This is a genomic window from Vreelandella xerophytica (assembly GCF_968048975.1).
Genome location: NZ_OZ309106.1, coordinates 573,102 through 594,172, shown reverse-complemented (window position 1 = coordinate 594,172; position 21,071 = coordinate 573,102). Strand labels below are relative to the sequence as shown.

Annotated in this window: 21 protein-coding genes; 17 read left to right on the top strand and 4 right to left on the bottom strand. The window is 62.7% G+C overall.

The genetic code is table 11. From position 1 onward, the window contains the following. Positions 1 to 135: 135 nt before the first annotated feature. From ACWF8S_RS02825 to crtB, 5 genes are read left to right on the top strand one after another with little or no spacing between them, the layout of a single operon-like run. Positions 136 to 1,068, top strand: a complete 933-nt coding sequence (locus tag ACWF8S_RS02825; protein WP_447555310.1) for a polyprenyl synthetase family protein — start codon at positions 136 to 138, stop codon at positions 1,066 to 1,068. Between the two features lie 26 nt (positions 1,069 to 1,094). After that, positions 1,095 to 2,387, top strand: a complete 1,293-nt coding sequence (locus ACWF8S_RS02820; RefSeq protein WP_447555309.1) for a glycosyltransferase — start codon at positions 1,095 to 1,097, stop codon at positions 2,385 to 2,387. Next, complete coding sequence (gene crtY, locus ACWF8S_RS02815) at positions 2,371 to 3,546, top strand: lycopene beta-cyclase CrtY (protein ID WP_447555308.1); 1,176 nt, start codon at positions 2,371 to 2,373, stop codon at positions 3,544 to 3,546. The genes ACWF8S_RS02820 and crtY overlap by 17 nt, the downstream gene beginning before the upstream one ends. Beyond that, positions 3,539 to 5,050, top strand: a complete 1,512-nt coding sequence (locus tag ACWF8S_RS02810) for a phytoene desaturase (RefSeq protein ID WP_447555307.1) — start codon at positions 3,539 to 3,541, stop codon at positions 5,048 to 5,050. Before crtY ends, ACWF8S_RS02810 begins: the two co-directional genes overlap by 8 nt. Continuing rightward, complete coding sequence (gene crtB / locus ACWF8S_RS02805; RefSeq protein ID WP_447555306.1) at positions 5,047 to 5,997, top strand: 15-cis-phytoene synthase CrtB; 951 nt, start codon at positions 5,047 to 5,049, stop codon at positions 5,995 to 5,997. The genes ACWF8S_RS02810 and crtB overlap by 4 nt, the downstream gene beginning before the upstream one ends. Here crtB and ACWF8S_RS02800 read toward each other — a convergent pair. Next, on the bottom strand, positions 5,924 to 6,469 hold the full coding sequence (locus ACWF8S_RS02800) for a sterol desaturase family protein (RefSeq protein WP_447555305.1): 546 nt from the start codon (positions 6,467 to 6,469) through the stop codon (positions 5,924 to 5,926). The two genes, crtB and ACWF8S_RS02800, sit on opposite strands and share 74 nt — an antisense overlap. A 37-nt stretch (positions 6,470 to 6,506) precedes the next feature. Further along, complete coding sequence (tadA, locus tag ACWF8S_RS02795; protein ID WP_447555304.1) at positions 6,507 to 6,959, bottom strand: tRNA adenosine(34) deaminase TadA; 453 nt, start codon at positions 6,957 to 6,959, stop codon at positions 6,507 to 6,509. 63 nt (positions 6,960 to 7,022) lie between these two features. Between tadA and ACWF8S_RS02790 the strand changes: the two genes are divergently transcribed. Further along, entirely contained in the window at positions 7,023 to 7,838 is an 816-nt protein-coding gene (locus ACWF8S_RS02790) for an acyl-CoA thioesterase (RefSeq protein ID WP_447555303.1), read from the top strand. A gap of 61 nt (positions 7,839 to 7,899) precedes the next feature. Here ACWF8S_RS02790 and ACWF8S_RS02785 read toward each other — a convergent pair whose 3' ends face one another. Together ACWF8S_RS02785 and rpmE are read right to left on the bottom strand one after the other, a co-directional pair. Further along, complete coding sequence (locus ACWF8S_RS02785) at positions 7,900 to 9,171, bottom strand: malic enzyme-like NAD(P)-binding protein (protein WP_447555302.1); 1,272 nt, start codon at positions 9,169 to 9,171, stop codon at positions 7,900 to 7,902. Between the two features lie 303 nt (positions 9,172 to 9,474). Then, a complete protein-coding gene (gene rpmE, locus ACWF8S_RS02780) occupies positions 9,475 to 9,690 on the bottom strand; it encodes a 50S ribosomal protein L31 (RefSeq protein WP_447555300.1) in 216 nt (71 codons plus the stop codon). A 145-nt stretch (positions 9,691 to 9,835) separates the two neighbouring features. On the opposite strand from rpmE, the gene ACWF8S_RS02775 reads away from it, so the two are divergent. The 11 genes from ACWF8S_RS02775 to tatA all read left to right on the top strand — a co-directional run bounded on the left by ACWF8S_RS02775 (position 9,836) and on the right by tatA (position 21,071). After that, the gene (locus ACWF8S_RS02775) at positions 9,836 to 12,085 is read left to right on the top strand and encodes a primosomal protein N' (RefSeq protein ID WP_447555299.1); all 2,250 of its coding nucleotides are present in this window, start codon (positions 9,836 to 9,838) and stop codon (positions 12,083 to 12,085) included. Positions 12,086 to 12,236: 151 nt separating this feature from the next. Continuing rightward, the gene (gene argS, locus ACWF8S_RS02770) at positions 12,237 to 13,922 is read left to right on the top strand and encodes an arginine--tRNA ligase (protein WP_447555298.1); all 1,686 of its coding nucleotides are present in this window, start codon (positions 12,237 to 12,239) and stop codon (positions 13,920 to 13,922) included. Between the two features lie 3 nt (positions 13,923 to 13,925). Beyond that, a complete protein-coding gene (locus ACWF8S_RS02765) occupies positions 13,926 to 14,654 on the top strand; it encodes an SPOR domain-containing protein (RefSeq protein ID WP_447555297.1) in 729 nt (242 codons plus the stop codon). 165 nt (positions 14,655 to 14,819) lie between these two features. Continuing rightward, entirely contained in the window at positions 14,820 to 15,353 is a 534-nt protein-coding gene (gene hslV / locus ACWF8S_RS02760) for an ATP-dependent protease subunit HslV (protein WP_252106241.1), read from the top strand. 10 nt (positions 15,354 to 15,363) lie between these two features. Beyond that, positions 15,364 to 16,686, top strand: coding sequence for an ATP-dependent protease ATPase subunit HslU (hslU, locus tag ACWF8S_RS02755; protein ID WP_447555296.1), 1,323 nt, complete (start codon positions 15,364 to 15,366; stop codon positions 16,684 to 16,686). A 96-nt stretch (positions 16,687 to 16,782) separates the two neighbouring features. Beyond that, positions 16,783 to 17,166 (top strand): gamma-butyrobetaine hydroxylase-like domain-containing protein, encoded by a 384-nt coding sequence (locus ACWF8S_RS02750; protein ID WP_447555295.1) that lies wholly within the window; start codon positions 16,783 to 16,785, stop codon positions 17,164 to 17,166. Positions 17,167 to 17,297: 131 nt separating this feature from the next. After that, complete coding sequence (ubiE, locus tag ACWF8S_RS02745; RefSeq protein WP_447555294.1) at positions 17,298 to 18,053, top strand: bifunctional demethylmenaquinone methyltransferase/2-methoxy-6-polyprenyl-1,4-benzoquinol methylase UbiE; 756 nt, start codon at positions 17,298 to 17,300, stop codon at positions 18,051 to 18,053. Positions 18,054 to 18,075: 22 nt separating this feature from the next. Further along, a complete protein-coding gene (locus ACWF8S_RS02740) occupies positions 18,076 to 18,723 on the top strand; it encodes a ubiquinone biosynthesis accessory factor UbiJ (protein WP_447555293.1) in 648 nt (215 codons plus the stop codon). After that, a complete protein-coding gene (ubiB, locus tag ACWF8S_RS02735) occupies positions 18,720 to 20,342 on the top strand; it encodes a ubiquinone biosynthesis regulatory protein kinase UbiB (RefSeq protein ID WP_447555292.1) in 1,623 nt (540 codons plus the stop codon). The genes ACWF8S_RS02740 and ubiB overlap by 4 nt, the downstream gene beginning before the upstream one ends. A 63-nt stretch (positions 20,343 to 20,405) precedes the next feature. Continuing rightward, positions 20,406 to 20,750: a phosphoribosyl-ATP diphosphatase gene (locus ACWF8S_RS02730; RefSeq protein ID WP_447555290.1), complete on the top strand. Its 345-nt coding sequence runs from the start codon at positions 20,406 to 20,408 to the stop codon at positions 20,748 to 20,750. A gap of 57 nt (positions 20,751 to 20,807) precedes the next feature. After that, positions 20,808 to 21,071, top strand: a complete 264-nt coding sequence (gene tatA / locus ACWF8S_RS02725; RefSeq protein ID WP_447555289.1) for a Sec-independent protein translocase subunit TatA — start codon at positions 20,808 to 20,810, stop codon at positions 21,069 to 21,071.

Genomic DNA, 21,071 nt, shown 5'->3' with positions numbered 1-21,071 from the left:
TGATGTTAAAACCCTTTTTTACAAGCGACTTCAAAATCGCGATACGGGTGAAAAGATCAGTGAAAAAGTGGGTAAGGAGATGAACGGAGAGCAAGGCCCCCTGAAATCTCCTGTCGCGGCCTTCGCGATACCGCCATGAATAACGAAACGCCAGGGACCGCTATGAACGCCGACGCCGACCAACCATTACGCCAAGAACACGATGTAAAGGCGCTGCGCGAAGCGCTGGAGCAGCGCCTGGACCACTGGCTGCCTGCCGGCCAGGAACGCGATCTGATTGCCCAGGCGATGCGCGAAGGCACCCTTACTCCGGGCAAGCGGATGCGCCCTTTGCTATTGATCCTGACCGCCCAGGATCTAGGCGTGCAGGCCGACTTCAACGGCCTTCTTGATCTTGCCTGCGCGGTGGAAATGGTTCACGCCGCCTCGCTGATCCTGGACGACATTCCGTGCATGGATAACGCCAGGCTTCGCCGGGGCAAGCCCACCATTCACCGCCAGTTTGGCGAGAGCGTGGCGATTCTGGCCGCGGTGGCGCTTTTAAGCCGCGCCTACGCCCTGGTGGCCGAAGCGCCGGGGCTTTGCGGGGAGCGTCGGGCCTCGGCGGTGGCGGCACTGGCGCGCGCGGTAGGTCTTCAGGGTCTGGTGCAGGGTCAGTTTCTGGATCTAAGCGAGGGCAGCCAGACTCGAGACGCTCAGGCGATTCTGGCCACCAACGAGCTCAAGACCAGCATGCTGTTCAGCGCCACGCTCGCCCTCGCCACCCTGGCCTCTGAAGCCGACGAACACGCCACCCATACCCTTGAGCTTTTTGCCCAGGAGCTGGGGCAGGCCTTTCAGTTGATCGACGATCTGGCCGACGGTGTCAGCGGCACCGGCAAGGACGCCCATCAGGATATCGGTAAATCGACCCTGGTAGCGACCCTTGGCGAGAACGCGGTACGCGAACGACTCAACGAACATCTCAGCCGTGCCGACGACCACCTGGTCGCGGCCTGCCCTCAGGGCAGCCGTACGCGACAGTTTGTGCAGACCTGGTTCACCCAGCAGCTCGCCCTTATCGGCTAGCGCTCACCCGTCTTGAGGGGCCGAATATGGGCCATTACGCGGTCGTGGCACCGGCACTTTACAGCCACGTGAAAGCCTGTGAAGCGCTCAGCGTTCGCCTGATCGAGCGCGGCCACCGGATAACGTTCATTCATCGGGCGGATGCTCAGGCGCTGTTGGGCGACACGCGGATCGGCTTTGTCGCAGTCGGCCGTGATACTCATCCCAAGGGCAGTCTGGACAAGACGCTGCATCGCCTGGCTAATCCGTCAGGGCTTGGCCTGTCCGCCATGATTCGCGACCTGGCCCGCACCACCGACATGCTCTGTCAGGAACTCCCTCATACGCTCAAGGCGCTGGAGGTAGACGGGGTGATCGCCGATCAGATGGAGCCTGCCGGGGCCCTGGTCAGCGAGGCGCTGGGGGTGCCCTTCGTCTCGATCGCCTGCGCCCTGCCGGTGAACCGCGAGGCGCATCTGCCGCTGCCGGTGATGCCCTTTCGCTACGCGCAGACCGAGCGCGCCCGCCACATGTACGCCACCAGCGAGCGCATCTACGACCGGCTCATGAGGCGTCACGCCGACGTGGTGGCGCATCACGCCCGGGCGTTTGGCCTGAGTCCCCGGCGCTCGCTCCACGAATGCCTGTCCCCGCTTGCCCAGATAAGCCAGACGCCGCGGGCCTTCGATTTTCCCCGCCACCAGATGCCCGCGAGTTTTCACGCCGTCGGCCCGCTGCGCCTGCGCGCGTCGTCGACGAATCGCACCCTCGAGACCCTGGATCTGCCCGAGCGCTTCGTGTTCGCCTCGCTGGGGACGCTGCAGGGCCACCGGCTGGGGCTGTTCAAGAAGATTGCCCGGGCCTGCAAAAGGCAGAAGACGGCCCTGCTCATCGCCCACTGCGGCAAGCTGGATGAGGCCCAGGTGGCGACGCTTGAAAGCCATGGCGCCACGGCGGTAGTGGACTTCGTCGACCAGCCCCGCGCGCTCGAACGTGCCACGGCCGTGATCACCCACGGCGGGCTCAATACCGTGGTGGACGCCATCGAGAGTGCCACCCCCATGCTCGTGGTGCCGCTGGCCTTTGACCAGCCCGGCGTGGCGGCGCGGGTGCTCTACCACGGCTTAGGGGAGCGCGCGTTCAACGTTTCCCGCCCGGCCACGCTTGCCGAAAAACTGGCCGTTCTGAAAGAGGATTCGAGCTGCAAGGAACGCCTTCTGGCGATGCAGGCACCGCTTCGCGCCGCGGGCGGCGCCGAACGCGCCGCCCGAATCACCGAACAGGCGCTGACCACCGGACAAGCAGTTTTCGCGGAGACGGCCCATGAACACGCGGTATGATCTTATTCTCGTCGGCGCGGGCCTGGCCAACGGGCTGATTGCCTGGCGGCTTTTAAAGCGCCAGCCCGAGCTCGAACTGCTGGTGATCGAAGCCAGTGAGGCGCCGGGCGGCAACCACACCTGGTCGTTTCATGAAAGCGATGTGAGCCCGGCGCAGCTTGACTGGCTTTCACCGCTGGTGGCTCACCGCTGGCCGGGTTACGAGGTACGCTTTCCCGCCTTTACCCGTACCTTCAAGAGCGACTACCTGAGTGTGAGCGCCGAGCGCTTTGCCGAGGTGCTGAGTGCCGCCCTGGGCAAGCGCCTGTTGACCCGAACAAGGGTTCAGGGCCTCACCGCGTCAAGCGTGACCCTTGACGATGGCACCGTGCTTGCAGCCCGCGCGGTGATCGACGGGCGAGGTTTTCAAAAAAGCCCGCACCTGACCATCGGCTTTCAGTCCTTCGTGGGCCAGCAGTGGCGTCTTGCCAAGCCTCACGGCCTCGACCGCCCCCGGCTGATGGATGCCACGGTGGATCAAGGCGATGGCTACCGCTTCGTCTACAGCCTGCCGCTCTCCGAGGACCGGCTTCTGATCGAGGATACCCACTACGTGGATGACGCAAGTCTCAATCAAACCCTCGCCAAGGAGAACATCGCCCGCTACGCGAAGGTGCAGGGTTGGGAGCTTGAGACACTCGAGCGCGAAGAACGCGGCCACCTGCCCATCGCGCTGACCGGGGATATCGATGCGTTCTGGAAGGCTCTGGGTGACCAGCCGGTCAGCGGGCTTCGCGCCGGGCTGTTTCATGCCATGACCGGCTATTCGCTACCCAGCGCCGTGGCGCTTGCCGACCTTGTCGCCGCCCAGAAGGACCTGAGCGCTGGCGCGCTGCAGGCGGTGATCGAGCGCCACGCCAGGCAACGCTGGCGGGAGCAGCGCTTTTTCCGCCTGCTGACCCGGATGCTGTTTCTGGCCGGCCGGCCGGATCGGCGCTGGCAGGTGCTGCAGCGCTTTTACAGTTTGAACGATGGGTTGATTCAGCGCTTTTACGCCGGCCACCCCACGCTTTTGGACAAGGCGCGCATCGTCTCCGGCAAGCCGCCGGTGCCGGTGGGCGAGGCCATTCCGGCCGTGCTTAAACAAACCCCTCGGCTGCGAGCCTTCAAAGATGAGTAAAACGATCGTAATTGGTGCCGGTTTCGGCGGCCTGGCACTGGCCATTCGGCTTCAGGCGGCGGGCATTCCCACCCTCTTGTGTGAAAGCCGCGACAAGCCCGGCGGGCGCGCCTATGTTTACGAAGACGAAGGCTTCGTCTTCGATGCCGGCCCGACGGTGATCACCGACCCCAGCGCCATCGAAGAGCTTTTCGAGCTTGCGGGTAAAAAAATCGATGACTACGTCGAGCTTCTGTCCGTCACGCCGTTTTACCGGCTTTGCTGGGAGTCCGGCGAGGTCTTCAACTACGACAACGACCAGCAAAACCTCGAACGCCAGATCGAACACTTCAACCCCCGTGACGTCGAGGGCTACCGACGCTTTCTGGAATACTCCCAGGCGGTGTTCGAAGAGGGCTATGTCAAGCTTGGCACCGTACCCTTTCTGTCCTTTCGCGACATGCTGCGCGCCGCACCTCAGCTTGCCAGGCTCGAGGCCTGGAAGAGCGTCTACGCGAAGGTGTCGACCTTTATCGAGGACGAGCATCTGCGCCAGGCATTCTCGTTTCACTCGCTGCTGGTGGGCGGCAACCCGTTTGCCACTTCGTCGATCTACACGTTGATTCACGCCCTCGAGCGCAAGTGGGGCGTGTGGTTTCCCCGTGGCGGCACCGGTGCTTTGGTACAAGGCATGGCAAAACTGTTCGAGGATCTGGGCGGGGAAATCGCCCTCAACGCCAAGGTCGAGCGCATCGAGGCGGACGGCCACCATATTCGCGGCGTGACCCTGGCCGACGGCCGCACCATCGACGCCCGGGCGGTAGCCTCCAACGCCGATGTGGTGCATACCTACGAAAAACTCCTGGGCCATCACCCGGTGGGCGCCTCAAGGGCCAGAAAGCTCAAGCGCAAGCGCATGAGCAACTCGCTGTTCGTGCTCTATTTTGGCCTGAATCACAACCACACTCAGCTGGCCCACCATACGGTGTGCTTCGGGCCGCGCTACCGGGAGCTGATCGACGAGATCTTCAACAGCGACGGCCTGGCCGAGGATTTCTCGCTTTACCTCCACGCGCCGTGTGTCACCGACCCCACGCTTGCCCCGGAAGGCTGCGGCAGCTACTACGTACTGGCCCCGGTGCCGCACCTGGGCACCGCGAATCTCGATTGGGACGAAGAAGGCCCCAAGCTTCGCGAGCGCATCTTCGACTACCTGGAAAAGCACTACATGCCGGGGCTGCGTAGCCAACTGGTGACCCATCGCACGTTCACGCCGTTCGATTTCCGTGACACGTTAGGCGCTCACCAGGGCTCGGCGTTCTCGATCGAGCCGATCCTGACCCAGAGCGCCTGGTTTCGCCCGCACAACCTGGACAGCAAGATCGACAACCTGTATCTGGTGGGCGCGGGCACCCACCCGGGCGCGGGCATTCCCGGCGTGATCGGTTCGGCCAAGGCAACCGCAGGGCTTATGATCGACCGGCTTGCAAACGAGCGGCCCGTACCGGGGCAGCCGGACTCATGAGCGAAGCGCTTCTGGATCACGCCACCCATACCATGGCCGCAGGCTCGAAAAGCTTTGCCAGCGCATCAAAGCTGTTCGACCCCGAGACGCGCCGAGCCGCGCTGATGCTCTACGCCTGGTGTCGTCACTGCGACGATGTGATCGACGATCAGACCCTGGGGTTCAACAACGCTCTTCAGGGCAATGAGGCCCAGAAGGCGGCAAGCGAGACGCGCTTGATCGAACTCAAGGCACAGACCGAGCGCGCCTTTGCCGGTAAGCCGATGAGCGAGCCCGCCTTCGCCGCCTTCGCCGCCTTCCAGGAAGTGGCACTCACCCATGAAATCCCTCCGCGTCAGGCCTTCGACCATCTGGAAGGCTACGCCATGGACGTGCGCGACGAGCATTATCAGACCATCGACGATACCCTGCGCTACTGCTACCACGTCGCCGGCGTGGTGGGCTTGATGATGGCACGGGTCATGGGCGTACGCGACGAGGCAGTACTCGACCGCGCCTGCGATCTGGGCCTGGCGTTTCAGCTCACCAACATCGCCCGGGACATCGTCGAGGACGCCCGGGCGGGGCGCTGCTACGTGCCCGCCGAATGGCTTCATGATGAGGGCATGACGGCAAAGGACATTCTTGACCCGACCTTTCGGGAAGCGCTTGCCCGCGTGGCGACGCGCCTGATCGAGACCGCCGAGCCCTACTACGCCTCGGCGCGCGTCGGGCTACAGGCGCTGCCACTGCGCTCGGCCTGGGCGATCGCCGCGGCTCTCGGGGTGTATCGCAAGATTGGCGTGAAGGTGACTCGCGCCGGCGGACACGCCTGGGACGGGCGACAGAGCACCGGCCGGGGGGAGAAGATCGCGCTGCTGTTGTCCGGCGGGGCTAGCGCGCTGGGCTCTCGCGCTCGGAAGGCGGCGTCTTTGCGCCCGACGTCGCTTTGGCAGCGCCCGCGTTAGGGCCATCACCGTGGCGGCTCTTCAGGGTCTGCTCCAGCTTCTCGACGGGCGGGGCGTAGATGAAGCCGAAAGAGACACAGTCGTGGCGGCCCTTCACCGCGTGATGCAGCCGGTGGGCCTTGTAAAGACGCTTCAGATAGCCGCGCCGGGGAATGTACTTGAACGGCCAGCGTTTGTGCACCAGCCCGTCATGCACCACGAAGTAGATCATTCCATAAGCGGTCATGCCCGCGCCGATCCATTGCAGCGGCCAGGCCCCGGCGGTACCGAAAGCGATCAGCGCAATGGCCAGTGCGGCGGAGACCACAGCGTATAAATCGTTGAGTTCGAACCAGCTCGTGCGCGGTTCATGGTGAGAGCGGTGCCAGCCCCACCCCCAGCCGTGCATGATGTACTTGTGCGAAAGCGTTGCGACCACCTCCATGCAGGCGATGGTCAAAAGTACAATCACAACATTGAGTAGCACGTGCATCGTGTCTCCTTGGCGAGTACTTCGCCCTGACGGCCGGCTAGCGCCGGCGGGCAAAAAACGCTTTCAAAAGCTTTCGGGAGGCGCCGGCGAGCACACCCGAGTGTATCTCCACCTGATGGTTGAACCAGGGCTGAGCGAGCAGGTTCGCCTTCGACTCCACCATGCCGGCACGCGGCTCGGCGGTGGCGTACACCAGGCGCCTGATGCGCGCATGCACCATCGCACCCGCGCACATCATACAGGGCTCTAATGTGACATACAGAGTGCAGCCGTCAAGGCGGTAATTGCCCAGCGCAAGCCCGGCTTGACGCAGCGCACGAATTTCCGCGTGGCCGCAGGGATCGCAGTTGGCCACCGGGGCGTTATGACCGGCGCCGACGATATCGCCGTCGGCATCGACCACCACCGCCCCCACGGGCACCTCCCCCGCCGTTGCCGCCAGATGCGCCTGATCCAGGGCGCGATACATGTAAAATTCATCGCTGCGCATTGAGGCGAACTCCGTTAAGGTAGCCAGATCGATAAAGCGGCGAAATGCCATAGGATACCGAGAATGAACGACGCCCTGAAGACGCTGTTGAATCTACTGGAACTGGAAACGCTAGAGGAGACGCTGTTTCGCGGCCAGAGCCAGGACCTGGGCTTCCCCCAGCTTTACGGCGGGCAGGTGCTGGGCCAGGCGCTCGCCGCCGCCGCCCGTACCGTCGAGAAAACGCGCCATCCCCACTCCCAGCACGGTTATTTTCTACGCCCTGGCGACCCGCATCGCCCGGTGGTGTACCAGGTTGATAACGTCCGCGACGGCGGAAGTTTCACCACCCGCCGGGTGACGGCGATCCAAAAGGGGCGCCCGATCTTTTTCTGCAGCGCGTCCTTTCAAAGCGAAGAGGCGGGGTTCAACCACCAGATTACCATGCCCGACGTGCCAAGCCCCGAAACGCTGATCGAGGAAGGCAACGTCAAGCACGAGCGCTTTCCCGGCCACCCGATCGAGTTCTTGCACCTGGACCACAATCCGACCCTCGACGCCCCCGCCGGCCGGGGGCTGTGGTTTCGCATTTCCGGAGAGCTACCCGACGACCCGGCACTTCACCGCCACCTGCTTTCCTACTCCTCGGATTTCAACCTGTTGAGTACCGGACTGATCCCGCATGGCGTCGAATTCGGGGACCCGAAGCTGCGTATCGCAAGCCTGGATCATGCACTGTGGCTTCACGAGGATACCCGTCTGGACGAGTGGCTTTTCTACTCGATCGATTCGCCCTGGGCCGGCAACGCCCGCGGCCTGGCTCGCGGACACATTTTCAACCGCCAGGGCCGACTGGTCGCCTCCACAGCGCAAGAAGGACTAACACGCTATGCAGAGTAGCGCGCGCACGCTATTCACGAAAAAGCCCGCTCGCAGCGGGCTTTTTTAATCGTTTCAGCGCTTAGCCGCCGTAAACGTTGTTGATGGTTTTCAGCGGGTAATGCGCCGGGTAAGGCTTGCGGGCCACCCCCGAGTCCACGGCGGCCTGGGCCACCGCGGAAGAGACACGCTCCAAAAGGCGCACATCGACCGGGGTGGGAATGATGTAGTCGCGACCAAAGCTCATTTCGGTGAGCTCGTAGGCGTTCAACACCTCCTCCGGTACCGGCTCCCGGGCCAGGTCTTTCAGTGCGTGCACCGCGGCGAGCTTCATCGCCTCGTTGATGCGCGTGGCGCGCACATCTAGAGCCCCACGGAAGATGAACGGAAAGCCCAACACGTTGTTGACCTGGTTGGGGAAGTCCGAGCGGCCGGTGGCCATGATCACGTCCGGGCGCGCCTCGCGGGCCACGTCCGGGTGAATCTCCGGGTCCGGGTTGGTGCAGGCGAAAATGATCGGGTCAGCCGCCATCTTCTTCACCTGATCGGCACCTAAAAGCCCGGGACCTGACAGACCGATGAACACATCGGCGCCGTCGATGGCGTCATCGAGGGTGCGCATATCGGTGTCGCGGGCGAACTCCGCCTTGTACTCGTTGATGCCGTCGCGCTCGGTGTGAATCACCCCGCGCCGGTCGAGCATCACCAGGTTTTCCGCTTTGGCGCCGCAGGAAATCAACAGGCGCATGCAGGCAATCGCCGCAGCACCTGCGCCCATGCAGACAATCTTGACGTCTTCGATACGCTTTTCGGCAATATCGAGGGCGTTCAACATGCCTGCGGCGGTGACGATCGCCGTGCCGTGCTGGTCATCGTGGAAGACCGGAATCGAGCAGCGCTCGATCAGCGCCTTTTCGATCTCGAAGCACTCCGGTGCCTTGATGTCTTCCAGGTTGATGCCGCCCCAGGTATCGGCAATACGCGCCACGGTATCGATGAAATCCTTGGGCGACTCGGCGTCCACTTCGATGTCCACCGAGTTGATGCCCGCAAAGCACTTGAACAGCACACCCTTGCCTTCCATTACCGGCTTGCTGGCAAGCGGCCCCAGATTGCCAAGGCCTAAAATGGCGCTGCCATCGGAAATCACGGCGACCAGGTTACCCTTGCCGGTATAGCGGTAGGCATTCTCCGCATCGCGGGCGATCTCGCGTACGGGCTCGGCCACGCCTGGGCTGTAGGCAAGCGACAGATCCCGAGCGGTAGCGGTGGACTTGGTTAACTCGACCGAAAGCTTTCCAGGGATGGGTTTGGCGTGATAATCAAGTGCTGCCTGCTTGTTGGCGTCTGTCATGATAGGGGTTCCGTTAGCCTAAAGTAGATCTATGGCTCAAGAGTATAGAAAAACCCCCGGCGACTCAAGCGCGCCGTCAACCGCCTGGCAAAACCGTCACTTTTGCCTCACTTGAAAACATTTTCGTCGATTTTAGCCATCATTTGCTGCAACTTATACCTGACACGCCCGGCTATAATGCTTTGCTTATTGATGCAAAGCAGCAATATTGGAAATTGATTTCACTTTTCAGCGCCCATAAAAAAACCCACGCCTTGGCGTGGGTTCTTGGCATCCGGCACCAGAGTGCCGGCAAGCGAGCTATCAACCGCGCTTGATGGCAGCGCCAAAACGCTTGTTGAAGCGTTCTACGCGGCCACCGGTGGTCGCTTGTTTCTGCTTGCCCGTGTAGAACGGGTGGCAGTTGGAGCACACGTCCAGAGAGAAGTCCTGACCAGAAGTAGAACCGACCTGGAAAGTGTTGCCACAAGAACACGTCGCGGCGACCGTGTTGTAATTCGGGTGGATACCTTGTTTCATCGTGAACCTCTCATACTTATGCCGCCACCTGATCCGTTGCCAGGCACCGCATATGGGGTTGAAATAACTGCTAACCGGTTACCCGCTTCGATGGTAAAAAGCAAAGCGGGCGCATATTCTAGCAATATTTTACGCCGGAGGCCAATTGCCCGACACTTTTTCTTCAGACACCGCTGCCTCGCCACCCAAGGCCCCCGGCGCGCTTCAGGTGGCGCTTCCCTCACCGCTACGCCAGCTGTTCGACTATCTGCCGGCCCGTCAGATGCCAAGCGGTGGCTGGCAGCCGGGGCTTCGCGTGCGCGTTCCCTTTGGCCGCCGCGAAGTCGTCGGTGTCGTCATCGCAACGCTTGAGAAAAGCGCCCTGCCCGCGAACAAGCTCAAACCCATCAGCGACGTGCTCGATGAGGCGCCGCTGCCCGCGGACTGGCTGTGGCTTTGCCACTTTACCGCGCGCTACTACCAGCACAGCCTGGGCGACACCATGCAGCTTGCCATGCCGGCAAGGCTCAGGCAGGGCCACCCCATGGCCGGGCGCACCTACACCCAATGGCAGGCCACGGACGAAGACGCGGCGTCCCTCAAGAACGCCCCCAGACAGGCCGCGCTCTACGCGCTTTTGCGCCAGCACGCTCACGGCCTACCCCTGCGCGCCATCAGCGCTCATGGCTACGCCAAGGAACAGCTCAACGCCCTGGCACGCAAGGGCCTGGCGACTTCCTTCGAGGTGGCGCGCCAGGCAGGCGGCGCGCCACCGCATGGGCTTCTGGCCTCGCCAGCACTTCCGCTCAACCGGGAGCAGGCAAGCGCGTTGGCTGCCCTTCACGAAAATCTGGACGGCTATCACCCTTGCCTGCTGGAAGGGGTAACGGGGAGTGGCAAGACCGAAATTTACCTGCAATTGATCGAAGCCATCGCCGCCAAGGGCAAGCAGTCGCTGGTACTGGTGCCGGAAATCGGCCTGACCCCGCAGACACTCGCGCGCTTTAAAAGCCGCTTCAAGGTAGCCGTGGTGGCGCTTCATTCAGGGCTCAACGATGCCGAGCGCATGGACGCCTGGGAGGCCGCCGCCGATGGACGGGCGCTGATCGTGATCGGCACCCGCTCGGCCATCTTCACGCCGCTGGCACGGCCCGGCGCCATCATTGTCGATGAGGAGCACGATGGCTCCTACAAGCAACACGACGGGCTTCGCTACCACGCACGCGACCTGGCCGTCGCTCGCGCCCATCATCATCAGATACCACTTCTGCTGGGAAGCGCCACGCCGTCGCTGGAAAGCCTGCAGCAGGCGCTTTCCGGCCACTATCGTCACCTGCGTCTGACCCAGCGCCCCAGCCGCCATCCGCCGGCGAAGCTGGAGCTTGTTGACCTTCGCCACCAGCGCCGCCAGGGTGGGCTCTTGCCCGGCGCGATCAAGGCCATCCAGTCAACGCTCGAGGCGGGCAAGCAGGTGCTGGTGTTCATCAATCGGCGCGGCTTCGCGCCGCGTCTTGCCTGTCATGGCTGCGGCTGGATGGCGGACTGCCACCAGTGCGATGCGCGCATGACCCTTCACCGCCAGCCACCGCTTCTGGCCTGCCACCACTGCGACAGCCGTCGGGCGCTTCCGGATGCCTGCCCCGAGTGCGGCAGCGGCGATCTGCGCGCGCTCGGCTCGGGTACCGAGCGCACCGAAGAGACCCTGCAGGGGCTTTTCCCCGACACCACGATCCATCGCATCGACCGGGACAGCACCCGGCGCAAGGACAGCTTCGATCAGGTGCTCAAGGAGGTTCACCGCGGCGAGCCGTGTATTCTGGTCGGCACCCAGATGCTGGCCAAGGGCCACCACCTGCCCCACGTCACCCTGGTGATCGTCATCAACGCCGACGGCGGGCTCTACAGCGCCGATTTCCGCGCCCTCGAGCATAGCGCCCAGCTTCTGGAGCAGGTAGCGGGCCGGGCCGGGCGCGCCGCCCACCCAGGACGAGTACTCGTGCAGACCCTGCATCCGGACGACCCGCACCTGGGCAAGCTTGCCGAGCACGGCTACGCAGCGCTGGCCCGGGACCTGCTCGAGGAGCGCCGTCTGGCCAAACTTCCCCCGTTCGGCTTCATGGCGCTGTTACGCCTGGAAAGCCCTCAGGAGCAGGCCGCCCTGGCGCTGGCCCAGGCGGCCGCTCAGGCACTCAGGCAGTGGCTGAAGGAAACAGGCGTCCAGGCACGCTGCCTGGGACCGGTGCCCGCCCCCATGGAGCGGCGCCAGAACCGCTACCATATTCACGTGATGCTGGCCGCCGACAAGCGCAGTCAGCGCCACGCCGCGGCCAACTGGCTGGTCCAGTGGCTGGACGCCCATCGCGAGGCGCGAAGCGTGCGCTGGTCGATCGATATCGATCCACAAACGCTCTCTTGAGCGATCACTTGCTCGGCCCCGGCGTCCGACATACGCAATACGGCTTTGAAACTGGGCGCTAATTGCCGATAATGGCCGTTTTGCCGCTGTGATTGGCACTTTACAGCCGGTTTATACGCACACGCCGCCATCGAGAATTCCGGATATTCAAATGAAAGAGACGATTACTTCTTTGCTACAAGGCGCGGTTGACGCGCTGAAGCACCAAGGCGTGCTGCCCGAAGACCTGACCCCGGCGATCAAGATCGACCCCACCAAAGATAAAGCCCACGGTGATTACGCCACCAATCTGGCGCTGACGCTTGCCAAGCCCGCTGGCATGAAGCCCCGCGAGCTTGCCGAGGCGATCATCCAGGCCCTGCCGCAAAGCGATGCCATCGCCAGGACCGAGATCGCCGGGCCCGGCTTTATCAACTTTTTCGCCGCCGTCGATGCCGCCGCACAGATCATTGCCCAGGTGCTGGATGGCGGCGATGCGTTCGGACGAAGCCTGGTCGGTCAAGGCGAGAAGGTGCAGGTGGAATTCGTCTCTGCCAACCCCACCGGGCCCTTGCACGTGGGCCATGGCCGGGGGGCTGCCATCGGTGACTGCCTGTGCCGGCTGCTGGAAGCCACGGGGTTCGATGTCACCCGCGAGTTCTACTACAACGACGCCGGCGCCCAGATCCAGAATCTGGCGCTGTCGGTCCAGGCCCGGGCCAAGGGCCTGGGACCGGAGGATGAAAGCTGGCCCGCCGATGGCTACCGGGGTGACTACATCAAGGACGTTGCCGACGACTACCTGGCGGGCAAGACCGTGACGGCCGATGACCGGGAAGTGACCGGTCAGGCCGACCCGGATGACCTCGATGCCATTCAGGCGTTTGCGGTGGCCTGGCTTCGCCGCGAGCAGGACCTGGACCTCAAGGCCTTCGGCGTGGCATTCGATGTCTATTTTCTGGAATCGTCGCTTTACGAGAAGGGTAGCGTCGAGGAAACCGTCAAGGCACTGGTCGAAAACGGCCACACCTATGAAGAAGACGGGGCGATGTGGCTGCGTACCACCGACTTTGGTGATGACAAGGACCGGGTGATGCGCAAGAGGGATGGCGGCTACACCTATTTCCTGCCCGATGTGGCCTACCACCACAACAAGTGGCAGCGCGGCTTCAAGACCGTGATCAACGAGCAAGGTGCGGATCACCACTCCACCGTGACCCGGGTACGTGCTGGGCTTCAGGCGCTGCAGGCAGGTATCCCCCAGGGCTATCCGGACTACGTGCTGCACCAGATGGTGATGGTGACCCGAAGCGGTGTGGAGGTAAAGCTCTCCAAGCGAGCGGGCAGCTACGTCACGCTTCGCGATTTGATCGACGAAGTGGGCCGCGATGCCACGCGCTTTTTCCTGGCTGCACGTCGGGCGGATTCCCAGCTCACCTTCGATATCGACCTGGCGCGCTCGCAGTCCAACGACAACCCGGTCTACTACATCCAGTACGCCCACGCCCGGGTGTGCAGCATGCTGCGCAGGGTGGAAAACGACAACAAGGCATTCGACTACGATCTGGCTCTCTCCCATCTGGCACTGCTGGACAGCGATCAGGAGAAAGCCGTCCTCAACCGCCTGGCGCGCTATCCGGAAGTCGTCGAGCTGGCAGCGCGTGCGCGTGAGCCCCAGCAGGTGTCCCAGTACCTGCTGGATCTGGCCGGCGATTTTCACACCTGCTATAACGCGGTCAAGGTAATGGTCGACGACGACTCACTGCGTAACGCGCGTCTGGCGCTGGGTCTTGCCACCCGCCAGGTGCTGCGTAACGGTCTTGATCTTATGGGGGTTAGCGCCCCAGAGGAGATGTAAACCATGGCTCGAGCGCGCAAACGGCCGACCCGCCGCGGGGCCACCAGCCAGCGCAGAGCGCCTAAGGCGTCGGGTTCGGGCATAAGACTGCCGGGCTGGCTCTGGGCACTCGCGGGGGTCGCGGCCGGCTTCTTTCTGGCCCAGCATCAGCACGGCACTGCTCCGTGGCAGGAGCAGAACGATACGCCCCAGGCCACGGTGCTGCCCAAACCCCCCGGAAGCGAAGAGCGAAGCGCCGCGCGCCAGACCGAAAACGCCGCCGAGCCCTCCATGCCGACCTTCGAGTTCTACACGCTGCTGCCGGAAACCGAGGTCATCGCCCCGGGTGTGGCGCTCCCCTCGACGGTCAACCGTCCGGACATTGCCGAGACGACCGACCCGCAAGGCGACGCCGGTGCCTCAAACGATGATCTGATCGCGCAGATGATTGCCGCCAACACCCGGCCGGAGGAGCAGGCAAGCGCGCCCCAGCAGGCCCCGGCACAAAGTGCCACGCCCAACCGCTATATGCTGCAGGCCGCTTCGTTCAAGGAGCTCAGTGACGCCGAGCAGCTGCGCGGGCGACTGCGCAACCTGAGCCTTCTGGCCCAGATCACCGAAGTTCAGGCCAGCGGCGATACCTGGCACCGCGTGCAGGTAGGCCCTTACGAGGACACTCGTGAGCTGAATCGCGCCCAGGATCTGATGACCACCCAGGGGATCGAGCCGCTGCTGATTCAGCTGCAGAACTGATAAAGCGGCATGCGTTACCCGGCGGGCGGTTGATTTTTTATCGACCGCCCGCATTTTGTTGTGAATTGCTTTAGTTCTGAAGTGCTTTGGTGCTGAAGCGCTTTAGTTGCGGTCGCCACGCGGCCGGTAAGTTATCGGGAGCCATTCCCTTAAGGAGTCATCTCCATGACCACGATCGTATCCGTACGCCGCGGTAATCAGGTCGCCCTCGCCGGCGACGGCCAGGTGTCACTTGGCAACACCGTCATGAAGGGTAATGCCAGCAAGGTGCGCCGCCTCTACCGGGGCAAGGTACTTGCAGGCTTTGCCGGCGGCACGGCGGACGCTTTCACGCTGTTCGAGCGCTTCGAAGCACAGCTCGAGAAATATCAGGGCCACCTGACCAAGGCCGCAGTGGAACTGGCCAAGGACTGGCGCACCGACCGGGCACTTCGCCGGTTAGAGGCGCTTCTGGCCGTCGCGGATCACAGCGCTTCGCTGATCATTACGGGCAACGGCGATGTCGTCGAACCCGAGCGCGGCATCATCGCCATCGGTTCCGGCGGCAACTTCGCCCAGGCCAGCGCCCGCGCGCTTCTGGAAAATACCGAGCTCGGCGCCCGTGAGATCACCGAGAAGTCTTTGCAGATCGCCGGTGACATCTGTGTGTTTACCAACCACCACGTCACGCTCGAAGAGCTGAACATCGACGACCGTTGAGGCCCCTTTCATGACCCAGATGACACCCCGCGAAATCGTACACGCCCTCGATCAGTACATCATTGGTCAGCAGGATGCCAAACGCGCCGTGGCGATCGCTCTGCGTAACCGCTGGCGGCGCATGCAGCTCGATGACGACCTGCGCCCGGAAGTGACACCCAAGAATATTCTCATGATCGGCCCCACCGGCGTGGGCAAGACCGAAATTGCCCGCAGGCTTGCCAAGCTCGCCCGTGCCCCGTTCATCAAGGTCGAAGCCACCAAGTTCACCGAAGTGGGCTACGTAGGCCGCGATGTCGAATCGATCATTCGCGATCTGATGGAAGCCGCCATCAAGATGGTGCGCGAGCATGCCAAGGAAGAAGTGGGTCACCGCGCCGAAGACGCTGCCGAAGATCGCGTGCTCGACGCGCTGCTGCCCCCGCCCCGCGGCCAGGAAGACAAGCCGCGCGATGAAAACGCCACGCGCCAGTCGTTTCGCAAGAAACTGCGCGAAGGACAGCTTGACGACAAGGAGATCGACATCGAGGTCTCCTCCCAGGGCCAGGGGGTGGATATCATGACCCCGCCGGGCATGGAAGAGATGACCAGCCAGCTGCAGAGCCTGTTTTCCAACATGGGTCAGCAAAAGCGCGAGCAGCGCCGCGTCACCGTGAAAGAGGCATTGGTACTGCTGCGCGACGAGGAAGCCGGCAAGCTGGTCAACGAAGAAGAGATCAAGGCCCGGGCGGTGGAGTCGGTCGAGCAGCACGGCATCGTGTTTCTCGATGAGATCGACAAGGTCGCCAAGGGCAGCGGGCAGTCCAGCGGTGGCGAAGTCTCCCGGGAAGGCGTGCAGCGGGATCTGCTGCCGCTGATCGAGGGTTCGACGGTCTCCACCAAGTACGGCATGGTCAAGACCGACCATATCCTGTTCATCGCCTCCGGCGCCTTCCACCTGTCGCGCCCGTCCGACCTGATCCCCGAGCTTCAGGGCCGTCTGCCGATCCGCGTGGAACTGGACGCGCTGACGCCCAATGACTTCAAGCGCATCCTGACCGAGCCCTCGGCCTCGCTCACCAGGCAGTACCAGGCACTGCTGGCCACCGAAGGCCTTGATGTCGAATTCACCGCCGATGGTATCGAGCGCATCGCCGAGATCTCCTGGCAGGTCAACGAAGGCACCGAGAACATCGGCGCACGGCGCTTGCACACCGTGATGGAGCGCCTTCTGGAAGAGGCGTCGTTCAAGGGCGGCGATATGGACAGCCCGCTGGTGGTCGATGCCGATTACGTCAATGCCCAGCTGGGCGAACTGGCCGTCGACGAAGACCTCTCGCGCTATATTCTGTAAGCTGGGCCTGCCTCGACATCGCAAAATAGGTCTTCCAGGCGGGTGTGCGCACCCGCCTGCTTGTGCCTGCCCACCCAAGGGGAGAAAAACCGCATCATGGAAAGCCCGATTCCCACCCACGTTCACTACCACAAGAAGAACCGTCTGCTGGAGCTGACCTATCCGGGCGATCTTCACTACCGCGTGCCCATCGAGCTTTTGCGGGTCTACTCCCCCTCGGCGGAAGTGCGCGGCCACGGCGGCGACAGCGCCGTGCTGCAGACCGGCAAGCGCGACGTGGGCCTGATGGACATCACCCAGACCGGCAACTACGCCCTGAAGCTTCATTTCGACGACGGCCATGACAGCGGTCTTTACAGCTACGAGTATCTGTACAAAATCGCCACCCACCAGGACGCGTACTGGGCTGAGTATCTGCAAGCGCTCTCCGAGGCGGGTGCCTCGCGAGAGCCCGCGGGCATTCAGTTCAAGGAGCTCTAACACTTCAAAAACCAAGGCTTTAAAGGCAGGCGCAGACAAAGCGGGGAAGAGAAGGCTACAATACAGCCAACCTATCAAGCGATGGCCCCTCGGCCATTGATGTCCGCCTCGAACTCGGGAGCCAATGCCTCATGAGCCCCACGGAAAAGCGCACCACCCATTTTGGCTATCAGGAAGTCCCGCTGGACGAGAAAGCCTCCCGCGTCGCGGATGTCTTTCACTCGGTGGCCGCGCGTTACGACGTGATGAACGACTTGATGTCCTTTGGCATTCACCGGGTGTGGAAACGCCTGACCATCGAGCGCTCGGGCGTTCGCCCCGGCCACCGGGTGCTGGATATCGCCGGCGGCACGGGGGATCTGACACTCAAGTTTTCACGCATGGTGGGCCCTCGGGGCAAGGTCGTTCTGGCCGACATCAACGCCTCGATGCTCAATGTCGGCCGTGACAAGCTGATGGACAACGGCGTAGGCGGCAATGTCGAGTACGTTCAAGCCAATGCCGAATGCCTGCCCTTTCCGGATAACCACTTCGACTGCATCACCATCGCCTTCGGGCTTCGAAACGTCACCGACAAGGACGCGGCACTTCGCTCCATGACGCGTGTGCTCAAGCCCGGCGGCCGTCTTCTGGTGCTGGAGTTTTCCAAGCCCGACAATCCGCTTTTGACCAAGGCCTACGACGAGTACTCGTTCCGCTTACTGCCGCGTATCGGCGAACTGGTGGCCAAGGATGGCGAGAGCTACCGCTACCTGGCCGAGTCGATTCGCATGCATCCGGACCAGGCAACCCTTCAGGCCATGATGGAAGACGCAGGCCTTGAACGGGTGGAGTACACCAACCTGACCGGCGGTATTGTCGCGCTTCATCGCGGCATCAAGCTATGACGCCACGGACGCTGAGGTGAGCATGTCACTGACCCCGACTCTGCTGCTGGCCGGCTGTGAACGCACGCTGAACGCCTTGCTCGCCCGCGACCCCGCCGCGCCTGGCCGGCTGGGGCAGCTTGCGGGTAGCCGTTTGCTGGTGAGACTCGAAAAGCCTCATCTGGCGCTGGTGCTTGGCTACCACGCTACCGGCGTTGACCTCCTGCCCGGCGAGGCGGTGGATGAAACCAGCGTTGACGCCATTTTGGAGCTGACGCCGGAAACCTTTTCCGAGTGGTTGAGCGGGGCATCGATCGAACGACTGATGTTCGAAGGCAAGCTTGCCGTGCGCGGTCGCATAGGGCTACTGGAAGCTACCCGGGATCTCTTCTTCGATCTTGATCTTGACTGGGAGGGCGAGCTTGCCCGGTGGATCGGCCCGTCGCCTGCCTACTCGCTGGCAGAAGGTCTTCGTCGCCTGAGCCGCTTCGGGCTGCGCGCCAGAGACGAGCTCTTCCAGGATCTTTCCGAGTACGTCTTTGAAGAGGCGCGGCTGCTGCCGGGCCGCCAGCAGCGCGATGTGCTGCGTGATGCGCTCACCGATCTGGACATGGCCACGGATCGCCTGGAAGCGCGGCTCAACCGGCTCTCCCGCCGTCTGGACGCACGCGCCCAGGAGCCGACTCCATGAGCCTGCGGCTTTTCAAGATCCTCTGGGTAATCGCCCGTCACCGCCTCGATACCCTGATCCCCATCGAGCGGCTGCCCTTGTGGCTAAGATTCATCATGTGGTTCTTGCCACTTCGCCTGATTCCTCTCGGCAAGCGCTCCCGGGGCGAGCGCCTGCGTCTGGCCCTCGAGTCGCTGGGGCCGATCTTCATCAAGTTCGGACAAATGCTCTCCACCCGGCGCGATCTGCTGCCCGATGACATTTCCAACGAACTGCGCCGATTGCAGGACCAGGTACCGCCCTTCCCCGGCGAACTGGCCGTCGCCCGGGTGGAAAAAGAGCTCGAGATGTCGCTTGAGCAAGCGTTTGCAGCGTTTGATCACGCGCCTCTGGCCTCGGCCTCCATCGCCCAGGTTCACGCCGCCACGCTGCATAGCGGCGAAGAAGTGGTGGTCAAGATCATCCGCCCCAGCATCGGCGCCGTCATGCGCCAGGACATGACGCTGATGTACCAGGTCGCCAAACTTCTGGCCCGGGTGCCCGAGGCCCGGCGTCTGCGCCCGGTGGAGGTGATTCGCGACTACGAATCGACACTGTTCGATGAGCTGGACCTGTACAAGGAAGCCGCCAATACCTCCCAGCTCAAGCGCAACTTCAAGGATTCGGCGCTTTTGTTCGTGCCTACCATCTACTGGCCCTATACCCGGCGCCATGTCATGGTCCAGGAGCGCATCCGTGGCGTGCCGGTGGCGGACCTGGATACCCTGATCAAAAAAGGCGTGAATCTCAAGAAGCTCGCCGAGCGCGGCGTCGAGCTCTTCTTCACCCAGGTATTCCGGGACAACTTCTTTCACGCCGACATGCACCCGGGCAATATCTTCGTCAACTGCGACAACCCGGAAGACCCTCAGTATATCGCCATCGATTGCGGCATCGTGGGGAGCCTGACCCGGGAAGACCAGGACTATCTGGCGCGCAACCTGCTGGCGTTCTTCCATCAGGATTACTACGAAGTGGCCGCACTCCATATCGAATCGGGCTGGGTGGGCGAGAACACCCGAGCCAACGAGTTCGCCGCTGCCATTCGCACCGTGTGCGAGCCGATTCTCGAAAAACCGCTCAAGGACATCTCCTTTGGCCAGGTACTGCTGGGGCTTTTCCAGACCGCGCGGCGCTTCAACATGGAAGTACAGCCGCAGCTGGTGCTCCTGCAAAAGACCCTTTTGAATATCGAGGGCCTGGGCCGTCAGCTTTACCCGGACCTTGATCTCTGGAGCACCGCCAAGCCCTATCTCGAGCAGTGGATGAAAGAGCGCGCCGGCATCGGCGGGCTCTGGGAATCACTCAAGCGTCAGGCGCCCGAGCTTTCCCACCAGTTGCCCGAACTTCCGGTACTCGCTCACCAGGCACTTAGCCGCATGGAGCAGGAGCACCGCCAGCGTCACCAGCAGGCAAGCGCCATCGCCCAGATGGAAGTGAAATACGCCCAGCAGAAAAAGCGTCATCATCGCCTGCGTATCGGTGTGGCGCTGGTTGCCCTTGCCCTTGCCTGGCAGCCGTTGAGCGAATGGGTGCTGAGCCAGCCCTGGCCGATACTGGTCGCCGCTGGCGCCGGGTTGATTCTGCTTTTATGGCAGTAACGACGCGCAAGCTACGCTACACTCTAACGACACAAGGCCCTGCGCAATAAACCAAGGATTTCGATGAGCACCGCCGACACCACGCCCGTTCTAGATCACTTAGGTCAGGTGCTGAGCCAGCGCCGCCATGCCGCACCGGACGAGTCCTACGTGGCCTCCCTGCATCACAAGGGGCTTAACAAGATACTCGAGAAAATCGGCGAGGAAGCCACCGAGACCCTGTTGGCTGCCAAGGATGCCGAACACGGCGGCGACGGTGAACGTCAGGCGGTTATCGCTGAAACCGCTGATCTATGGTTTCATAGCCTGGTGATGCTCTCGCACCTTGGTCTTGATCACCAAGGCGTGCTCGATGAGCTGGCGCGTCGCTTTGGCGTCTCCGGCCACGATGAAAAAGCGTCCCGGTAGCGCTGGACCGGCGGCTTATCCACGTATTCAACGACCCTGCTTAATGAGGAAACGACTATGTTAGGTGGCATCAGTATCTGGCAGCTCTTGATTGTTCTGGGCATCATCATCCTGATTTTCGGCACCAAGAAACTGCGCAATGTCGGCACCGACCTGGGTGGGGCGGTCAAGGGCTTCAAGAGCGCGATGAGCGAAGAAGAGAAAGAGAAGGCGTCTGAGCGCGAGGCAGCGAAAGTGGCCCATGAAGAGCCGGGCAACACGTATGATGTACAGGCCGAAGAGAAGCGCAAGGCGGCCGAACGCAACGAAGAGCGCCCTTGA